This window comes from Planotetraspora kaengkrachanensis, assembly GCF_016862895.1.
Taxonomy (GTDB): domain Bacteria; phylum Actinomycetota; class Actinomycetes; order Streptosporangiales; family Streptosporangiaceae; genus Planotetraspora; species Planotetraspora kaengkrachanensis.
This window is the reverse complement of record NZ_BONV01000010.1, coordinates 251,530-268,748: the sequence shown is the minus strand read 5'-3', so window position 1 is coordinate 268,748 and position 17,219 is coordinate 251,530. Positions and strand designations below refer to the sequence as shown.

At 71.6% G+C, this 17,219-nt stretch carries 14 protein-coding genes; 7 read left to right on the top strand and 7 right to left on the bottom strand.

Features of this window, described 5'->3' with window-relative positions; all coding sequences use genetic code 11:
* Window positions 1–151: 151 nt before the first annotated feature.
* Together Pka01_RS14750 and Pka01_RS14745 are read right to left on the bottom strand one after the other, a co-directional pair.
* Complete coding sequence (locus Pka01_RS14750; protein WP_203883284.1) at window positions 152–511, bottom strand: hypothetical protein; 360 nt, start codon at window positions 509–511, stop codon at window positions 152–154.
* Between the two features lie 189 nt (window positions 512–700).
* Window positions 701–2,239 carry a gamma-glutamyltransferase family protein gene (locus Pka01_RS14745; RefSeq protein ID WP_203883283.1) on the bottom strand — a complete coding sequence of 513 codons (1,539 nt, stop codon included), beginning with the start codon at window positions 2,237–2,239 and terminating at the stop codon, window positions 701–703.
* A 98-nt stretch (window positions 2,240–2,337) separates the two neighbouring features.
* On the opposite strand from Pka01_RS14745, the gene Pka01_RS14740 reads away from it, so the two are divergent.
* The gene (locus Pka01_RS14740) at window positions 2,338–2,982 is read left to right on the top strand and encodes an HAD family hydrolase (protein WP_239114984.1); all 645 of its coding nucleotides are present in this window, start codon (window positions 2,338–2,340) and stop codon (window positions 2,980–2,982) included.
* A 33-nt stretch (window positions 2,983–3,015) separates the two neighbouring features.
* Here the strand turns inward: Pka01_RS14740 and Pka01_RS14735 are convergent, their stop codons facing one another.
* Window positions 3,016–4,584 carry a serine/threonine-protein kinase gene (locus Pka01_RS14735; RefSeq protein WP_203883282.1) on the bottom strand — a complete coding sequence of 523 codons (1,569 nt, stop codon included), beginning with the start codon at window positions 4,582–4,584 and terminating at the stop codon, window positions 3,016–3,018.
* Between the two features lie 37 nt (window positions 4,585–4,621).
* Complete coding sequence (locus Pka01_RS14730) at window positions 4,622–5,968, bottom strand: SGNH/GDSL hydrolase family protein (protein ID WP_203883281.1); 1,347 nt, start codon at window positions 5,966–5,968, stop codon at window positions 4,622–4,624.
* 202 nt (window positions 5,969–6,170) lie between these two features.
* Here Pka01_RS14730 and Pka01_RS14725 point away from each other — a divergent pair, with 202 nt between their 5' ends.
* The 3 genes from Pka01_RS14725 to Pka01_RS14715 all read left to right on the top strand — a co-directional run bounded on the left by Pka01_RS14725 (window position 6,171) and on the right by Pka01_RS14715 (window position 11,089).
* Window positions 6,171–8,714 carry a tetratricopeptide repeat protein gene (locus Pka01_RS14725; protein ID WP_203883280.1) on the top strand — a complete coding sequence of 848 codons (2,544 nt, stop codon included), beginning with the start codon at window positions 6,171–6,173 and terminating at the stop codon, window positions 8,712–8,714.
* A gap of 116 nt (window positions 8,715–8,830) precedes the next feature.
* Window positions 8,831–10,228, top strand: coding sequence for a threonine/serine exporter family protein (locus Pka01_RS14720; protein ID WP_203883279.1), 1,398 nt, complete (start codon window positions 8,831–8,833; stop codon window positions 10,226–10,228).
* 63 nt (window positions 10,229–10,291) lie between these two features.
* Window positions 10,292–11,089 (top strand): tyrosine-protein phosphatase, encoded by a 798-nt coding sequence (locus tag Pka01_RS14715; RefSeq protein ID WP_203883278.1) that lies wholly within the window; start codon window positions 10,292–10,294, stop codon window positions 11,087–11,089.
* Between the two features lie 83 nt (window positions 11,090–11,172).
* On the opposite strand, the gene Pka01_RS14710 is transcribed toward Pka01_RS14715, so the two are convergent.
* Entirely contained in the window at window positions 11,173–12,237 is a 1,065-nt protein-coding gene (locus Pka01_RS14710) for a Gfo/Idh/MocA family oxidoreductase (RefSeq protein WP_203883277.1), read from the bottom strand.
* A gap of 23 nt (window positions 12,238–12,260) precedes the next feature.
* Window positions 12,261–13,166 (bottom strand): proteasome assembly chaperone family protein, encoded by a 906-nt coding sequence (locus Pka01_RS14705; RefSeq protein WP_203883276.1) that lies wholly within the window; start codon window positions 13,164–13,166, stop codon window positions 12,261–12,263.
* Between the two features lie 108 nt (window positions 13,167–13,274).
* Between Pka01_RS14705 and Pka01_RS14700 the strand changes: the two genes are divergently transcribed.
* Complete coding sequence (locus Pka01_RS14700) at window positions 13,275–13,661, top strand: ankyrin repeat domain-containing protein (RefSeq protein WP_373318140.1); 387 nt, start codon at window positions 13,275–13,277, stop codon at window positions 13,659–13,661.
* A 71-nt stretch (window positions 13,662–13,732) separates the two neighbouring features.
* Window positions 13,733–14,707 (top strand): 4-epi-cubebol synthase, encoded by a 975-nt coding sequence (locus Pka01_RS14695; RefSeq protein ID WP_203883274.1) that lies wholly within the window; start codon window positions 13,733–13,735, stop codon window positions 14,705–14,707.
* Window positions 14,708–14,713: 6 nt separating this feature from the next.
* Here Pka01_RS14695 and Pka01_RS14690 read toward each other — a convergent pair whose 3' ends face one another.
* Complete coding sequence (locus tag Pka01_RS14690; protein ID WP_203883273.1) at window positions 14,714–16,828, bottom strand: ATP-binding protein; 2,115 nt, start codon at window positions 16,826–16,828, stop codon at window positions 14,714–14,716.
* A 217-nt stretch (window positions 16,829–17,045) separates the two neighbouring features.
* Here Pka01_RS14690 and Pka01_RS14685 point away from each other — a divergent pair, with 217 nt between their 5' ends.
* Window positions 17,046–17,213, top strand: coding sequence for a hypothetical protein (locus Pka01_RS14685; RefSeq protein WP_203883272.1), 168 nt, complete (start codon window positions 17,046–17,048; stop codon window positions 17,211–17,213).
* Window positions 17,214–17,219 lie beyond the last annotated feature (6 nt).

The window sequence follows — 17,219 nt, the reverse complement described above, 5'->3', positions numbered from 1 at the left end:
TTGTACGAATCAGCGCTCGCCGTGGCATGGTTCCAAGCAGACATTTCTCTCCCAGTAGGTCAGGACGCTCTGCCGGCCTTCCGGGAGTTGGCATGGGAAGAGTTGGCCGTGGATCAGATGCGTTGAGTGCAGCGGATCGGCTCCCGCGCGGTCACTTCCGGTTGAAGTAATCAAGCCGTGCGGTGACCTGCGACAAACCCTGAACCGCCGGCGCTGCAGCTAGCACAGCCGACCAGCCGGGCGATTCCAAGTACGCCTCATCTCTGGCGGTCGCACCGATCGCCTCCTTCAATTCGAAGTACGCGGCGCCGAGGTCGGCCATCAACGAGACCTCCTCCTCTGTGCGCAGGCTCACTCCAAGCCAGAGCTGGGGGAGCTCGACAAGGCCACCACGGCCCTCGATCGGGCCGACGCCTGCCTCGATCTCTATGATCAGCGCTACGGAGAGGGCTATCTCCTCCTGCTGCGGGCGCGACTGCTGCTGACGAGAGGTGAACCCATCGCTGTCCACCGAACGGATGACCCACCTGTTCGCGCGCGCACCGAAGAATTCCTGGCCACACTGGCCGACTTACCGGCCGCCTACAGATCCACTCGTGGCCGCGCGGAACATCGTGACCCCGGGGCGACGCGCCGCAACGGCGGACGGGGCCGCCAGGCCAGAGATGCGGTCGCGGCGAGCCTTGACCGGGACCGTGCACTAGCGGCCGACAGCGGCGCCGATCAGCGCGCGCGGATCGGCGGCTCCGGCGAGGACGCCCGAGGGCAGGACGTCGATCAGGTGGGCGTGGCCGAAGTTGGAGCCGTACTCCACCGCGGTGACCGGGTGGCCGAACCCGCGCAGGCCGTCGGACCACGGCGCGCCGTCCTCGACCTCGACGACGGCCTCCTGCCGCCAGGTGTCGAAGCCGGTGTCGGCTCCGTCGACGCCGAGTGCCCAGCGAGGGGCGCCGATGACCTGTCCCGGGGTCTGGCCGTGCCGCAGCAGCCGGGTGACCAGTTGCAGCAGGATCTGCGGCTGGGCGTCGCCGCCCATGGTTCCGATGACCGACCGCAGCGAGCCGTCCTGGTGGGTGATCAGCGCGGGGGAGAGCGTGTGGGGCGGGCGCCTGCGCGGGCCGTACTCGGCGGGGTGGCCGGGGACGAGCGAGAAGCCGATGCCGCGGTTGTGCAGATTGATCCCGGTGGCGGGCTCGAAGAGCAGGCTGCCGAAGCCCGCCGCGTTCGACTGGATGAGGGACACGCCCATGCCGTCGCCGTCCACCACGCACAGGTACGTGGTGTCGCCGGGAGCCGTGTACTCGGTGAGCGGCGTGCGCCGTTCCGGATCGATCAGCGTGCGCCTGGCGTCGGCCGAGTCCAGGGGCGCGGCGGCGCCTTCGTAGAGGACGTCGAGCCGGTCGTGGCCGGCCGCGCGGGCCGACTCGACGAGGAGGTGCGCCCATCGGGGGTCGTCGGGGTCGTCGGGGAGGTCGAGCTTGTCGAGGATCGCCAGAGCCAGCAGCAGCAGGTAGCCCTGCGAGTTCGGCGGGACGGTCCAGATCCGGTGGCCGAACGCCTCGGCCCGGATGGGCTCCACCCAGTCGGCGTTCGACTCGGCCAGGTCCTCGGGAAGGTACTCGCCCGCGCCGAGCGCGAGCAGGCCCTCGCCGAACTCGCCCTGGTAGAAGGCGGCTCGGCCGCCCGAGGCGATCGCCTCCAGCGTCCTCGCGACGCCCGGACGGCGGATGACGTCACCCGCGCGCCTCGCCGATGCGAAGTCGCCCGCGCCCGCGAGCGAGCCGATGAACTCGCCGCCCGGCCCCAGGAGCGGCGAGGCGGGGAAGCCCGTCGTGGCGTGGCGGATCGCGGGGGCCAGGATGTCGGACAGCGGCAGCCGTCCGAACCGTTCGTGCAGGGCGGACCAGCCGTCGACGCACCCCGGCACGGGGACCGAGCGGATGTCGTAGAGGTGCGGCATGCGGTCGTGACCCTCGGCGCGGAGCCGGTCCGGGTCGGCGCCGGAGCCCGACCGGCCCGAGGCGTTGAGCGCGTGGGCGGACGACCCGTCGTGGACGAGGGCGAACAGGTCGCCGCCGAGTCCGCACATGTGCGGCGACGTCACGGCGAGCACGGCGTTGGCCGCGATCGCGGCGTCCACCGCGTTTCCGCCCCGATCCAGGACGGCCGCCCCCGCGGCGGAGGCCAGATGATCGACCGTGCAGACCATGCCGTTCAGGGCGTACCGCGTCTCGCTCACGATTGGGGACTCTACGACGGCTCGCACCGGTAAGAGGAGACCGCCCCCTAGAGTGGCGGCGATAGTGACAAAACGGTGACGAACGCAAAGGAAAAGTCGTGATCCGGGCGCTGGTTTTCGACGTGGGCGAGACACTGATCGACGAGACGCGGATCTGGACGCGCTGGGCCGACAGGCTGGGGGTTCCCCGGGGCACCTTCATCGGGCTCATCGGCGGCATGGCCGCACTGGACCGGCCGCTTCGCGAGGCGTTCGAACTGGTCCGGCCCGGCATCGACCTCGGCGCCGAGATGGCGGCCTGGCGGGCGGAGGACCCGGACGGCCTGCGCGAGAACTTCGACGAGGACGACCTCTACCCCGACGTGCGGCAGGGGTTGTCCGCGCTGCGCGAGGCCGGATACCGGCTGATAGTGGCGGGGAACCAGCCGCCGCAGGCCTACGACGCGCTCGCCGCGATGGACCTGCCCGTGGACGGCATCCACACCTCGGCCGCCTGGCGGGTCGAGAAGCCCGAGCCCGCGTTCTTCGCCAAGGTCGCCGAGGTGGCGGAGCACGCTCCGGAAGAGATCCTCTACGTGGGCGACCGCGTGGACAACGACGTGTTGCCGGCGAGAAGGGCAGGCATGCGGGCCGCCCTGCTCCGCCGCGGCCCGTGGGGCCTCCTCCACGCCGGGCGCCCCGAGGCGGCACAGGCCGACATGGTCGTCGACGGGCTCACCGAACTGGCGGAACGGCTCGGCTGACCGCCGGGGCCGGGTCACGTCGAAAGGCGGCCGCTAACCCGCCTTGGCCAGGTCGCCGTTGTACTCCAGCGCGCCGAGCGCGTCGTTCCACCGATACGTGAGGGCGCCGCCCTTGCGCTCGAGGCGGACGGTGCCGGGCACGCACTGCCCGGCGTCGACCAGGTCGAAGGTCAGCACGGAATCGGCCGCCTCGGTGAGGGAGAGCGTGCCCTCGCACGAGTTCGCCGGCTCCTTCCACGTGCCCTTGTCCTCGCCGGCCTCCAGTTCGATCTCGACGTCGTACTCGCCCGTCAGGCCGGCCGGGGTCGGGGTGATGTGCCCGCGCCAGGTTCCCGCGAATGCCGCCGGGACGGTCGCCCCCGTGCCGCCGTCGTCCGGCTCCTCGGCTGGATCCGTGCCGTAACCGGAGTCCGTGGGGTCGTCGCCGGGCGTCGTGGGATCCTGCGTCGTCGTGGCCGCCGGAGTGCCCTGCGCGCCCGCGGGGGTCGTGGAGCCGGGCGAACCGCCGGGGTCGGACGTAGTGAACAGCCTGGGCAGGAGGAACGCCGCCGCGACCGACACGGCAACCACGAGCGCGGCCACCGCGGCGATCAACCCGATGCGCCGTCCCCGCCGTCCGCCGCTCGGTTCGGTGCCCAGCGGCTCAGACACGCCCGCCCCGTCGCGCGGCCCGGCCGGCATGGCATCCGGGACGTTCGCGAGGTGCGCCACCGGCTGTCCGACAGGCTGCCGGGGCCGCGTCCGGTCCACGTCCGGCTCGCCTCGCACACTCCCGTCCGCGGCCGCCACACCCGCCACGAGCGGGTCTGGAGCGGACCCGACCAGTCCGAGGAGCAGGTCACGTGCCGTGGGACGCGACGCCGGGTCCTTGGCCAGGCAACGCCCGACCGTCGCGCGGAGGGGAGCGGGGACTCCCGTGACGTCCGGGTCGATCGTCATGATCTTGTGCAGCACTGCGGCGACGCTGTCCCCGCCGAAGGCCCGGTGGCCGGTCGCGGCGAAGACGACCGTGGCGCCCCAGGCGAAGACGTCGGACGCCGCGCTGGCCGGACTCCCGGCGATCTGCTCGGGAGCCAGGTAGGCCGGGGTGCCGATCGGCCCCGCCGTGATCGTGTCGCTCTCGCCCTGCCGGGCGATGCCGAAGTCGACCACGCGTGGGCCGTCCGGGCCGAGCAGGACGTTGCCCGGCTTGAAGTCGCGGTGCACGATCCCGGCCGCGTGGATCGCCGTCAGCGCGGTCGCGGTGCCGACGGCGAGCCGCTCCAGCTCGCCGCCCCGCAGCGGACCGCCGTCTGAGACGCGCTGCTGCAGGGAGGGACCGTCGACGTACTCGCTCACGATGTACGGCTCGCTCCGGTCGACCTCGGCGGTCAGCACACGGGCCGTGCAGAACGGGGCCACGCTCCGCATCGCGTCCAGTTCGCGGGCGAGCCGGGTGCGGACGGCGGGATCGAGACCGGTCTTGATGACCTTGACGGCCACGGGCTCGCCGGCGGCGTCGTGACCGAGGTAGACGACTCCCTGACCGCCCTCACCGAGGCGTCCGGTCAGCCGGAACGCGCCGAGAGAGGTCGGGTCGTCGGGGGCCAGAGGGGCGACCATGGTCATACCGTAGCGATCGCGGCGGACTCCCCGGGACTCAGAGCACCCGCAGCGCCACCGCGTCGGCCAGCCGGCGGCGACCCGCGTCGCTCATGTGCAGATGGTCGCCGTCGTCGTAGGCGTGGGCGAGCCGTCGCGGAGACCGGGGGTCGCGGACCGCCCTGTCGAAGTCGACGACGGAGTCGAAGGCGCCGCTGGTCCTGATCCACCGGTTGACCTGCTGCCGGATCTTCTCCTTCTGCCGGGTCCAGCTGCCGAAGCCGTGGAACGGGGTCAGCGTCGCGCCGACGATCCGCAGGTCCTCGGCGTGCGCGGCCGCGATGAGCTTCTTGTAGCCGTCGATCAGCGGCTTCGCCGAGCCGTACGAACCCCGGGAGATGTCGTTGATCCCTTCGAAGACCACGACAGTGCGGACTCCGGGCTGGGAAAGGACGTCGCGCTCGAACCGGGCGATGCCGCTGGGCCCGACGGTGGGCCGGAGGATCCGGTTGCCCGCCATCCCCGCGTTGAGGATGCCGAGTCTCATCGGCCGGGACCCCGCGGACAGCCGCCGGTGGAGGTAGTCGGTCCAGCGGCGGTTGGCGTCGTTGGCCTGCCCCGTCCCGTCGGTGAGCGAGTCGCCGAGCACCGCGACGGATCCGGTCGCGGGCGTCGCGCCGACCGCGACGCGGTCGAGGAAGAACCACTGGTTGCTGGTGTAGGTGTAGCCCTTCGCGGACTCCTCCGCCGCGTGGTCGCCCGGTCCGGACATGTACGTGGTCGCGAAGGCGCGGTCGTGGCCGGTCACTCCGTGGACATAGCCGGGGACGTGGACGCTGACGACGAGGTCCTGTCCGGCGGCCACCTTCCCGGACACCGGGTCGCTCCAGACGCTCTGCCCGGCGGGGACCGTCACCGACGTCTCGCCGCCGAACGTCACCGGGCGGTTGGTGCCGGCGCGGACCCGGGCCCCCGAGCCGTGCACGCCGAGATGGACGTTCGTGAACGTCACGGGAGTGAAGCCGAAGACGTTGGACAGATGGACGCGCGCCCGCGATCCGCCGAGGCTCGCCCGGACGACCATCCGGACCGTCTGGCCGCCGACCGCCGTGGTCACCCGGGTGGTCGCCGCCGACCAGGAGCCGACAAGGTGGTCGTCGCCGGGGGGCGGGGCCGGGGTGGCCGTGGACGGCAACGGGGTCGGCGTCGGCGAGGGGGACGGCGACAGTGGCGACGACGGTGGCGGCGACGACGGCGGCGACGACGGTGTGGGCGTCGGGGTCGGCGTCTCGTCCCGGCCGTGTGCCTCGGCCGGAGCGAAGGGACCCGCGGCCACCACGCTCGCGATCATGGACGCCGCGAGTGCCACGGACACCGCGGACAACCGGTGAACCGGCCGTGCCATCCAGTTCCTCCACAACGTGCGACCGCGGAAGGCTCCCGCGGGGGGAAGGGCGTCTGCGGTGCCATACCTTACCGATGTTTTGACAGCGGGAGACGGGATGCCGACGCGGGCGCCCACAGGTAGATCGATTCTGCTTGAATCGCGGGTGAGAACCGATCGTCGACGACGCCCGTACACCCCCAGGCTCTGAAGGACACGACGGATGCGCCGGTCCAGGCACGATGACAGACTTCCCGCCCGGCGACGGCAGTCGATCGCGGCACCGGCCGCCGTGGCCTTGATCGCCGCCGTCGCCAGCGCGCTCGGCACCTCCCTCAACTTCTGGACACTCCCCATCGGCGCCCGGGTCGCGATCACCATGGTCTCCGCCGTGCTGGCCGGAGCGCTGGCCTGGGTGACCGCGGAGCCGCGGCGGGCGGAACCGGCCGCGCCCAGCGGTCCCGAGGCGCTTCCGCCTCCCGCCCAGCTGCCGCCCGCGATCGCCCACTTCACCGGGCGCGGGGAGGCCCTCGCCGAGTTGCGCGGGCAGTTCGCCGACCGTACGGACGACTCGCCGCTGGTGGTGTCGATCTACGGCCAGGGCGGGGTCGGGAAGTCGTCGCTGGCGACGAAGTTCGCCCACGAGATCATCGGCGCCTTCCCCGACGGCCAGCTCTACTTCGACCTGCGCGGCCCGGACGGCACGGCCACGCCCGAGGACGTGCTGCTCGGGTTCCTGCGCGCCCTGGGCGTCCGGCTCACCACCGACCCCGGTGGCCTCGCCGAGCTGCAGAAGCTCTGGTGGACCTGGACCAAGAACCGCCAGATCCTGATTTTTCTGGACAACGCCCAGAACGGGGACGACGTCAAGGCGCTGATCCCGCCCGAGCCGCGGTGCGCGGTCATCGTGACCTCCCGCCAGCCGCTGTTCCTGCGCAACCGCCACGACCGGCAGCTGGGAGCCTTCACCGAGGCGCAGGGCGTCGAGCTGCTCGCCCGGCTCGCGGGCGACGACAGGGTGGCCGGGGACCTCGACTCCGCCCTCGCGATCGTGCGGCTGTGCGACCGGCTGCCGCTCGCCATCAGCATCTGCGGCGGCCGGCTGTCGACGAGGGAGAACTGGTCGCTGAAGGAACTGGCCGACCGGCTGGGCGACGAGCGCCGCCGCCTCGACCATCTGGAGGTCGGGCGGCGGGTCGACAAGAGCGTCCGCGCCTCCCTGCAGCTCAGCTACGAGGACTGCACCGACGTCCAGCGCCGCCTGCTCAGGCTGATGGGCCTGCTGACCGCGCCCGACGTGCAGGGCTGGGTGGCGGGCGACCTGCTCGACACCTCGGTGCTTGACGGCGCCGACCAGCTGGAGGCGCTGGTCGACACCCAGCTGGCCGAATGCTCCGGGCGCGACGGCACCGGCGAGATGCGCTACCGCCTGCACGATCTGGTCCGCCTGTTCGCCCGCGAGCTCGCCATGGAGGAGGAGCCGGAGAGCCACCGCCGCGCGGCCATCGAGCGGGTCCTGTACGGCTATCGCCGCCGGGCGGAGACCGCCGCGACCGACCGGTGGCCGCAGGACTGGCGCCGCCGGGGTACCCGCAGGGGTCCGGTCACCAGCAGGCCGGAGTCGGTGGCCGAGGTGTCGTCGGCCGAATGGTTCGCCGCCGAGCGCGTTGCGCTGCTGTCCGCGATCCACATGGCGAGGGCGGCCGAGCTGTGGGACCTGGCGTGGGGGACCGGCAGGGCGTTCTGCTCGCTCTGCCATTCGCTGCGGGCGTACTGGTCGGACTGGCAGGTGGTGGCCGACGTCGTCTGCGAGGCCGCGACACGCGCCGACGATCCCCGCGCACTCGGGATCGCGCTGATGGAGCGGTCGGCGGTCGTCGGGGGCATGGGCCGGCCGGCCGAGGCCAGGCGCGACGCCGAGCGGGCGCTGGAGATCTTCACCGGGCTCGGCGAGGCCTGGTGGGCGGCGCGGGCCACGCGGTCGGTGGGCATGTCGTTGTTCAGCGACGGCAACCTCGACCGCGGCCAGGGCCACCTGATCGACGCCATCGCGGCCTTCAAGGCCGAGGACGACCGGTGGTGGCAGGCGAGGACCCAGCGCAACCTCGCCGAACTCCGTCTGGCCCAGCGCCGGCACGGCGAGGCGAGGAGGCTGCTGGAGGATTCGCTCGGCGTCTTCCAGTCGGACGGCAACCGCTATTCGGAGGCCCAGACCCAGCGCGTCCTCGGTGAGGTGCTGGCCACCGAGGCCCGCGCGCACCTCGCGGCCGGAGAGGCCATGGAGGCGGAACGGAAGTTCATCCTGGCGGGCAACGCCCTCCGCTTCGCCATCCGGGCGTTCCGGGACCGGCACGAGGAGTGGGAGGAGGCACGGTGCCTGCGGGCGGCGGGGGAGATCGGCGACCCCCAGAACGGCCTGCAGGAGTACGTCTCCATGCGCCGGGCCAAGGAGAAGCTCGCCAAGCTCGGAGACTCCTGGGGCGTGGCGCGCACGAGCCTGTCGGAGGGCAGGGTGCTCGCCCGGCTCGGCCGTACGAAGGAGGCCGTCGACGCCCTGCGCGGCGCGGTGGAGGACTTCGAGGATCTCGGCGACCGCTGGTGGCAGGCCCGGAGTCTGCGGACCCTCGGCGAGGCCCTCGTGGACGCGGGACGGCGTCAGGAGGCGCGGGAGCCGGTCGAGCAGGCGCTGGAGATCTACCGGAGCCTCGAGAACGAGGCCGGGGTGTCACGGGCCCAGGACGTGCTCGAACGGGCCATGCGGCCCTGACCGCCGCCGCGGACCCGTCGCCGGGGATGGCTATTTATCCACTATTGGTACTCTTTGTACCTAAATAGGCAATTTGAACGGGTGGCATGGCGGGGGTTGGACGAGAGCGCGGGCCGATGACCCTTGTAGACGGGCCGAAGGCGGCAGAGCCGGCCGGGGAGCCGCCTGCTCCGGCGGGTGAAGAGGCCAGCGAGACCATGCTGATCGTCCTGCGCATGGGCGAGCTGCTGCTGCGAAGCGGGGCGCCCGCGGCCGACGTGGTGGTCACGATGACGGAGGTCACCGAGTCCCTCGGGCTGCGCAACTGCGCGGCGGACGTCACCTCGGGCTCGATCGTCCTGTCCTACCGGAGCGGGCCGCGGGCGGTGCCGCTGACCGAGATCAGGGTCGTCCGCGCGGCCGTTCTGGGTTACGCGCGGATCGAGGCCCTGCACCGCCTCGCAGAGCGGATCCGATGCGGGCACACGGGCAAGGCCGAGGCCTCCGCTCGCCTGGACGAGATCGAGGCCGCACGGCCGGCCCATCCCGCGTGGCAGGTCACCCTGTCGTGGGCGTGCCTCGGCGGGTTCTTCACCGTGATGCTCGGCGGCGGGCCGGAGGTCTTCCTTGCCGCAGCCGGCGTGACCGCGTTCATCGACCGCGCCGGCCGCCGGCTGTCGCGCCGTGGTGTCCCGGCCTTCCACCAGGCGGTCCTCGGCGGCGCGGTCGCCACCGCCGTCGCGACCGGGCTCTTCGTCTCCGGTGGGACGACCCAGGCGCCGCTCGTCGTCGCCGGCGGAATCGCGATGTTGCTGCCCGGGCTGTCGTTCGTCGGCGCGGTGCAGGACGCGATCGCGGGCTATCTGGTCACCGCCGCGGCGCGGGCCATGGAGACCGCCGTGGTCGTCGCCGCGATCGTGGCAGGCGTGGGAACCGTCCTGTACGCCGCGGTGCGTTCCGGGCTGCGCGTCCCTCAGGTCCAGCCGGACGGACTGACCCCGCACGGATGGGCCGGACTGGCGGTGGAGGTCCCGGCCGCGCTGATGGTCTGCGTCTGCTTCGCCTTCTGCGTCCAGGCGACCCGCTGGAACATGCTCACCGCCGGGCTGGCGGGGGCGGTGGGCTGGACGGTCTACCTGGTGCTCACGCAGGAGTGCGGCTTCCCGCCGCCGCTTGCCACCGCGGTCGCCGCGGTCGTCGTCGGGCTCGGCGGTCACGCCTTCGCGCGGCGCACCCACGGCACCGCGCTGCTGCACACCGTCGCCGGCATCGTGCCGCTCGCCCCCGGTTACACCATCTACCAGGGCCTGCTCCAGCTCAGCCACGGCCAGGCCGGGCCGGGATTCCTGGCCATCGGGCAGGCCGCCGCCGTCGGCCTGGCGATCGGAGGCGGCCTGACGCTCGGCCAGGCGATCCTCGACCGGCCCGCCCGTGCCGTCGGCGAGCAGGCCGACGGGGCCGAGACGGTGATCACCGGCCCGGTACGGCGACGCGTCCTCGGCGGTCGCGGGCGGGAACGACGCCGCCCCCGGTAGGCGGGCATACGTTCATGGGGGGATCACACAGGCGACACATTCCGGCAGTTACGCTCATAGGTGATGAACACCTATGAGCGTTGGATAGTTCTGGAAGGTGCGGTCAACGTACGGGACCTCGGCGGCCTCCCCACCGCCGACGGAGAGACCACCCGGTTCGGCCGGATCCTGCGGGGTGACAACCTCCAAGGGCTGACCGGCCGAGACGTCACCCGACTGGTCGGGGAGCTCAAACTGAGGCACGTCGTCGACCTCCGGTCGGACACCGAGGTCCGTCTGGAGGGCCCCGGCCCGCTCAGCAAGGTGGCCGACGTCGGCATCCACCATCTCACCCTCTTCGCCGAGGGCGGCCGTCTCACCGACGTCGACGCGGACACCGTCGACAGCCGGGCGCTGCCGTGGCAGGACCACAGGGATGAGGAGGCCCTCGCCGAGCTGCGGGTCACCGGCTACTACTACGGCTACCTCCGGGACCGTCCCGACTCGGTCGTGGCGGCGCTGCGCGTGCTCGCGGAGGACGACGGCATGGCGCTGGTCCACTGCGCCGCGGGGAAGGACCGCACCGGCGTGGTGAGCGCGCTGGCGCTGTCCGTGGCCGGGGTGACCACGGAGGCGATCATCGCCGACTACGCGGCCACGGGCGAGCGCATCGAGGCGATCCTCGCGCGGCTGCGTGCCAGCGACACCTACCGGGCCGACCTCGACGGCAAGCCCGCCGACAGCCACGTTCCCCGACCCGAGTACATGGCGCAGTTCTTCGCCACCCTCGAGGACAGGTTCGGCGGCCCGCTCGGCTGGCTCGGGGCCAACGGCTGGACGGACGCCGACACCGAGGCGATGCGCGCCCGCCTCCTGGACTGAACCGGCTTCCGGCCCGGATCCGGGAGGAACCGGATCCGGGGCCGAGCCGCCTTCAGAGGGCCGGACCCGTTCCAGGGGCCCCCTCAAGCCTGGTCGGTCTGCTCCATGACCACGGTGGACCCGGTGGCCGCGGAACGGGTCGCCGCCTCCAGCACGGCGACGGTCTCCGCGGCGCTGTCGGGTGCCACGGGAGGCGGCGCGCCCTCCAGCAGGCAGGCCGCCACGCCGGCGTAGAACTCCGGGTAGGCGCCCGGCTCCGTCGGCACCGCGCGGGCGTCGCCGTCGGCCCCCAGCGAGCCCCACCGCTCGGACGGCTCCGCGCCCCAGACGGCGCCGGGCGTGCCGGGCCGCTCGCCCGCGCGCAGCCGCTCCTCCTGCGGGTCGAGGCCCCACTTCACGTACGCGCCCCGGGACCCGAGCACCCGGAACCGGGGGCCGAGTTGCGCGGTGACCGCGCTCATCCACAGATGCGAACGGGTCCCGCCGGTGTGGGTCAGGGCGATGAACGCGTCGTCGTCGGCCCGCACCCCGGCCCGCCTGACGTCGCTCTCCGCGTAGACGTGCGAGACCGGCCCGAACAACTGCAGGGCCTGGTCGACCAGGTGGCTGCCGAGGTCGTAGAGCACGCCCGCGACCTCGTCGGGGCCGCCCATCTCGCGCCAGCCGCCCTTGGGGACCGGGCGCCAGCGTTCGAACCGCGACTCGAAGCGGTGGACGTCGCCCAGGTCGGGAAGCAGCCGGCGGATCGTCAGGAAGTCCCCGTCCCAGCGGCGGTTCTGGAAGACCGTCAGCATCGTCCCGCGGTCGCGGGCCTGCCGTACCAGGTCGCGGGCCTCCGCCGCGGTCCCGGTCAGCGGCTTGTCCACGACGACCGGGAGACCCCGCTTGATCGCCTCCTGCGCCAGCGGCACGTGCGTGCGGTTGGGCGAGGCGATCACGACCAGATCCGAACGGCTCCACAGGTCGTCGGCCGACGCCACGACCTCCGCACCGGGATGCTCCTGCCGTGCCTGCTCGGCTCTGGAGGGGTCGCGCGTCACCACTGCGGAAAGCCGTAATCCGGGGGTCGCGGCGATCAGGGGGGCGTGGAAGAACGATCCTGCCGGGCCGTAGCCGATCAGCCCGACGCGGATCTCAGAGGTCGGCATGAACACACCTTATGGGGGACGACTCAGTTGTCGTGGTCGTCTCGTTCGGCGAGGAACGCCTCGAACTGGGCGGCGAGTTCGTCCCCCGTCGGCATCGGTGTGCTCTCGGCGAGCAGGTTCTCCCGCTCGGTTCCCGCCTGGAACGCGTCGTACTGCTGTTCCAGGCCCTTGATCGCGCCGGACAACTCGGCGGACGCACTGATCTGCTGCTCGATCTCTGCCGTGGTCTCCTCCGCGGCGCCGCGGAGGCCGTCCATGGGGAAGACGAGCCCGGTGGCGCGCGTCACCGCCTCCAGGGCCGCGACGGCCGACTGGGGATACTCGGCCTGGGCGAGGTAGTGGGGCACGTGGACGGCGTAGCCGACGGCGTCGTGGCCCTTGGCGCCGAGGCGTAACTCGATCAGGGCCGCCGCGCTGCCCGGGACCTGCACCCTGCCGAAGGGGCTCGGCGGGCCGACGATGAGCTCGGGCCGGCTGCCGTGCGAGGTGAGGCCGAGCGGGCGGGTGTGGGGGACGCCCATCGGGACGCCGTGCAACGTGACGAGCCTGCCCACGCCGAGTCGCGTGGCCAGCATGCCGACGGCCTCGGTGAACAGCTCCCACTCCCGGTCGGGCTCGGGGCCCGTCATGATCAGGAACGGCGTTCCCGTCACGTCGTGGGTGAGGTAGACGACCAGTTCGGGACTCTCGTAGTCGACCCAGTGGTCGGAGTCGAAGGTCATCACGGGGCGGCGGGAGCGGTAGTCGAGCAGCCGGTCCACGTCGAAGGTCGCCACGACCCGATGCTCCAGCTCGGCGAGCAGGTGCCCGAGAGCCAGCCTGCCGGCTCCTCCCGCGTCCACGAACCCCTCGAAGTGGTACAGCAGCACCGGATCGGTCAGCTCAGGGACGTCCCCGTCGAGCCGGTAGAGATCCGTGGGGTCGAACACCGTGTTTCAGCCTTTCTCACGGGGGCTTGCCTATTACCTACAGAACCGTTGGGGAGCCGCGTGGATTCCGCGTGATGGAGGTGACCTTACCGGGGGACAATGGTCGGCATGGAGCCGGATCCGGAGCTTGAGGCGTTCGCCACCAAGCTGTTCGGTCTCGCGCGGGCAGGGGACACCGAGGCCCTGTGCGCCTATGTGGACGCGGGAGTGCCGGTCAACCTGAGGAACGACAAGGGCGACACGCTGCTGATGCTGGCGGCCTACCACGGCCACGCGGCCACCGTCCGCGCGCTCGCCGCACGCGGCGCGGACCCGGATCTCGCGAACGACCGCGGGCAGACGCCGCTCGCCGGAGCCGTGTTCAAGAAGGAGACGGAGGTGATCCGGGCGCTGATGGACGCGGGCGCCGATCCGGCCGCCGGCACGCCGTCCGCGCTGGACACCGCCCGGTTCTTCGGGAGTTCTGACATTGTGGGCTTGTTAGGGCCACGTTGAGATTGAGGGCCGAAATTTCCGTAAATGCTGCTGCTCTAGCGCTCTATTGACCAAATGGTCATGCTTGGCGGATGGCGACTCCCTCTGTGAAGCGGATCGGTCGGGAACCGATCCGCATCCCCTCTCTCACCTGCCCCTTCCCGAGCGCGGTGAACCCGCATGTGGACGAGGTCGACAGAGACACGCTGGCGTGGCTTGCGACCTCAGGAATGGTCGATGATCCGGACCAGTTGGAGCGGTTCCGGCGGGCCGCATACGGATGGCTGGGCGCGCGGACGTACCCGTACGCGTCCCGGGAACTGTGCCAGCTCGTCACGGACTGGTGTGTCTGGCTGTTCGCGTTCGACGACGCGTTCTGCGAGTCCGACCGCCGGGCCGCCGAGATCGCACGGGCCCTCCCGCAGTTGTACGTCGTGGTCGACGACCTCCCCGGAGACCGGGCCACGGATCAGATCGAGAACCCATTCGCCCGTGCCCTGCTGGACATCAAGGCGCGAATAGCCGTCCACGGCGGCCCCGACCAACTCGACCGCTGGCGAACGGTCACCAAGGACTACCTGTTCGCACAGGTGTGGGAGGCGGCCAACCGGGAGGACGACGTCGTCCCGACGGTCGGCGACTACATCTTCATGCGCCGCAGGACCGGCGCGATGCTCACCGTGTTCGCACTGATCGACGTCGCGGCCGGGCAGCGGCTGAGCCCGGAGGAGTGGCGCCACCCCGCCGTCCACGCGATGACCGAGCACGCCAACGACGTGGTCGTGTGGGACAACGACCTCATCTCCTACGCCAAGGAACAAAGCGGTGCCAACGTCCGCAACAACCTGGTCAGCGTCCTGTCCGGCCACACCGGGCGTACCGTCCAGGAGTCGATGAACCGGATCGGCCAGATGCGCGACCAGGCCGTCGCCGAGATGGTGACGCTCGGGCCGGTCCTCGAGTCACTCGGCTCGCCCGCTGTGACGGCCTACGCACGCGGCCTCGAGTACTGGATCAGCGGCAGTGTGGACTACTCACTGACCAGCTCGAGGTATTTCGACGTCTGACCGCTGTCAGTCGCTGGGAGCGCGGAAATCGTCGAAGTCGTCCAGTGCGTACTCGATGAGGTCGCTCAGGCTCAACCGCGCTCCCTCGGCGTAGGCGTCGTTGTAAGCGGCGTCGCCGATCGCTTTCTTGCACTCCTTCACGCACTGCTCGTGCTCGGTCGTGAAGAACGGGGATCCGAACAGGGGCAGCCCGAAGGTCTTCCAGTTGGCCTGGGCCGCGCCCAGCAGGAACGCCGTGCGCTCGGGCCAGCCGAGGTCGAGGCTCAGCCCCGCGAGCTGGTCGACGCAGAGCACCACGCCCAGCACGTCGTGGAAGTGGCGCTTGATGCGCAGCGCCTCCTTGCACGCCGACAGTGCGTCGTCCCGGCGGTCGGTCGCGCGCCGGACGAGCGAGGTGACGTACCACGCGTAGGACCGCAGCCACAGCTCGCCGCGCTCCTGGCACACCTTGAGACAGTCGGCCAGGAGGGTCTCCGCCTCCAGGAAGTCGCCCTGGGAGAGCAGGACCATCGACAGCTCCACGATCGCGGGGAGCAGGCCGGGGTTGAGCTCACGCCCGCCGCGGTGGAACTCGATGGCGACGCCGAGCAGGGCGGTCGCCTTCTGGGCGTCGCCCTGCAGCATGGCGGCGGTGCCCTGCATCTTCGTCGCGAGCAGGACGGCGACGGAGTCGCCCACCTGGACGGCGTCGGTGCTGCACTGCTCGGCCGCGGCCAGCGCGCCCGCCATGTCGCCCTGCGCGCTGCGCAGATAGGCGAGCACCCACAGCGCCTTGCAGCGCTCCTTGCTCGGGGTCGGGCAGTTCTTCAGCGCCCGCTCCAGGTAGACGCCGCCCTCCCTGGCGAACCCGCACGCGACCCAGAGGAACCAGAGCGACGACAGCAGCTCCAGGCCGACCCGCGCCTCGCCCGGCGTGGTCAGGCAGTAGTCGACGGCGATGCGGATGTTGTCGTGCTCCTGGCGCATCCGGGTGTACCAGTGCACCTGCCTCGGGCCCGACCACGAGTTCTCGCTGCGCTCGGCCAGCTGGAGGTAGTAGTCACGGTGGCGGCGGCGCAGCTGGGCCGTCTCGCCGAGCTTGTCCAGCCACTCCCCGCCGTACTGCCGGAGCGTGTCGATCAGCCGGTACCGCTGGCCGGCCGCCGTCGGGAAGCTGAGCAGCACCGACTTGTCGACCAGGCCGGACAGCACGTCCGCGATGGTCGCCGGTGCGAGGTTGTCGCCCGCGCACACCGATCGGGCGGCCTCCAGTTCGAAGTCTCCGGAGAAGACCGACAGCCGGGCCCACAACAGGCGCTCGGCGGGCTCGCACAGCTCGTGGCTCCAGCCGATGGCCGCGCGGAGCGTCTGGTGCCGCGGCAACGCCGTACGGCTGGCCCCGGCGAGCAGGCTGAACCGGTCGGCCAGCAGCGCGAGGATCTGCTCGACCGACAACGTCCGCAGCCGCACCGCGGCGAGCTCGATGGCCAGCGGGATGCCGTCGAGGCGGCGGCACAACTCCGCCACGGCGACGATGTTGTCCTCGTCGAGCACGAAGTCGGGCATGACGACGGAGGCGCGCTCGCTGAACAGCTCGACGGCCTCGTTGTTGTACGGGTTGTCCGCCGGGTCTTCGCTGGGGACGGTCAGCGGCGGGACCGCCAGGGTGTACTCATGGCGCGCGTTGAGCGATCGGCGGCTGGTCGCGATGATGCGCAGGTTGGGCGCGCGGTCGAGCAACTGGTCGGTCAGACGGGCACAGGCTTCGACGAGGTGCTCGCAGGTGTCCAGGATCAGCAGGAGCTCGCGGTCGGCCAGCCACTCGGCCAGCGTGTCCGCCTCGTCCCTTGACGACTGGTCGGCGATGCCGAGCGCCGAGGTGATCGCGTGGTGCACCATGCCCGGGTCCTGGAGCCTGGCGAGGTCGGCGTACCAGACGCCGTCCTTGTATTTTCCGCGAACCTGATGGGCGATGCGCACGGCCGTCCGCGACTTTCCGACTCCGCCGATCCCGGTCACGGTGACCAGCCGGGACTCCTGGAGTCGTTGCCTGAGCGAAGCCAGTAGGCGTGTGCGGCCCACGAAGCTGGTCAGCTCGGTGGGCAGGTTGCCCTCTCGTCGCCATCCTGATGGCGTTGCCATGCCGCCTCACGGGGGGATCGTCCGGCGTGCTGTCTGTTCCCGCATCGTACCTTTGGCGACCGATAGATGTCCGGATGAGCGGTCGCGAGGTTTCCGCTCGGGGGGAAAAACACCTCACGCGCGGACCGGATCTCCCACCGCCGCGGAGGGTGGCCCGGCCGGAAGCGGACGGCCGGTCCGGCCGCGCCCCGCCGACGTGGCCGGATAGCATTGGACCGTGACGGAGCAGCATCCGGATGACCTGCGTCCGGTGGACCTCTTCGACGAGGGACTGCCGGTGCTTCCCGACCAGACCAGTGACGACACCGACCTCGGCTGGGGCGAATGGAGCTCCGGTTCCGACGACTCCCGTTACCTGGAGGAACGCCCGCCCCACTGGGACTAGCGCATC

Bases quoted from the DNA above. Each gene is read 5' to 3' on its own strand.
- Pka01_RS14715 (WP_203883278.1), top strand. From the start codon at position 10,292: ATGAACACCTATGAGCGTTGGATAGTTCTGGAAGGTGCGGTCAACGTA.
- Pka01_RS14720 (WP_203883279.1), top strand. From the start codon at position 8,831: ATGACCCTTGTAGACGGGCCGAAGGCGGCAGAGCCGGCCGGGGAGCCG.
- Pka01_RS14690 (WP_203883273.1), bottom strand. From the start codon at position 16,828: ATGGCAACGCCATCAGGATGGCGACGAGAGGGCAACCTGCCCACCGAG.
- Pka01_RS14730 (WP_203883281.1), bottom strand. From the start codon at position 5,968: ATGGCACGGCCGGTTCACCGGTTGTCCGCGGTGTCCGTGGCACTCGCG.
- Pka01_RS14735 (WP_203883282.1), bottom strand. From the start codon at position 4,584: ATGGTCGCCCCTCTGGCCCCCGACGACCCGACCTCTCTCGGCGCGTTC.
- Pka01_RS14700 (WP_373318140.1), top strand. From the start codon at position 13,275: ATGGAGCCGGATCCGGAGCTTGAGGCGTTCGCCACCAAGCTGTTCGGT.
- Pka01_RS14695 (WP_203883274.1), top strand. From the start codon at position 13,733: ATGGCGACTCCCTCTGTGAAGCGGATCGGTCGGGAACCGATCCGCATC.
- Pka01_RS14725 (WP_203883280.1), top strand. From the start codon at position 6,171: ATGCGCCGGTCCAGGCACGATGACAGACTTCCCGCCCGGCGACGGCAG.
- Pka01_RS14710 (WP_203883277.1), bottom strand. From the start codon at position 12,237: ATGCCGACCTCTGAGATCCGCGTCGGGCTGATCGGCTACGGCCCGGCA.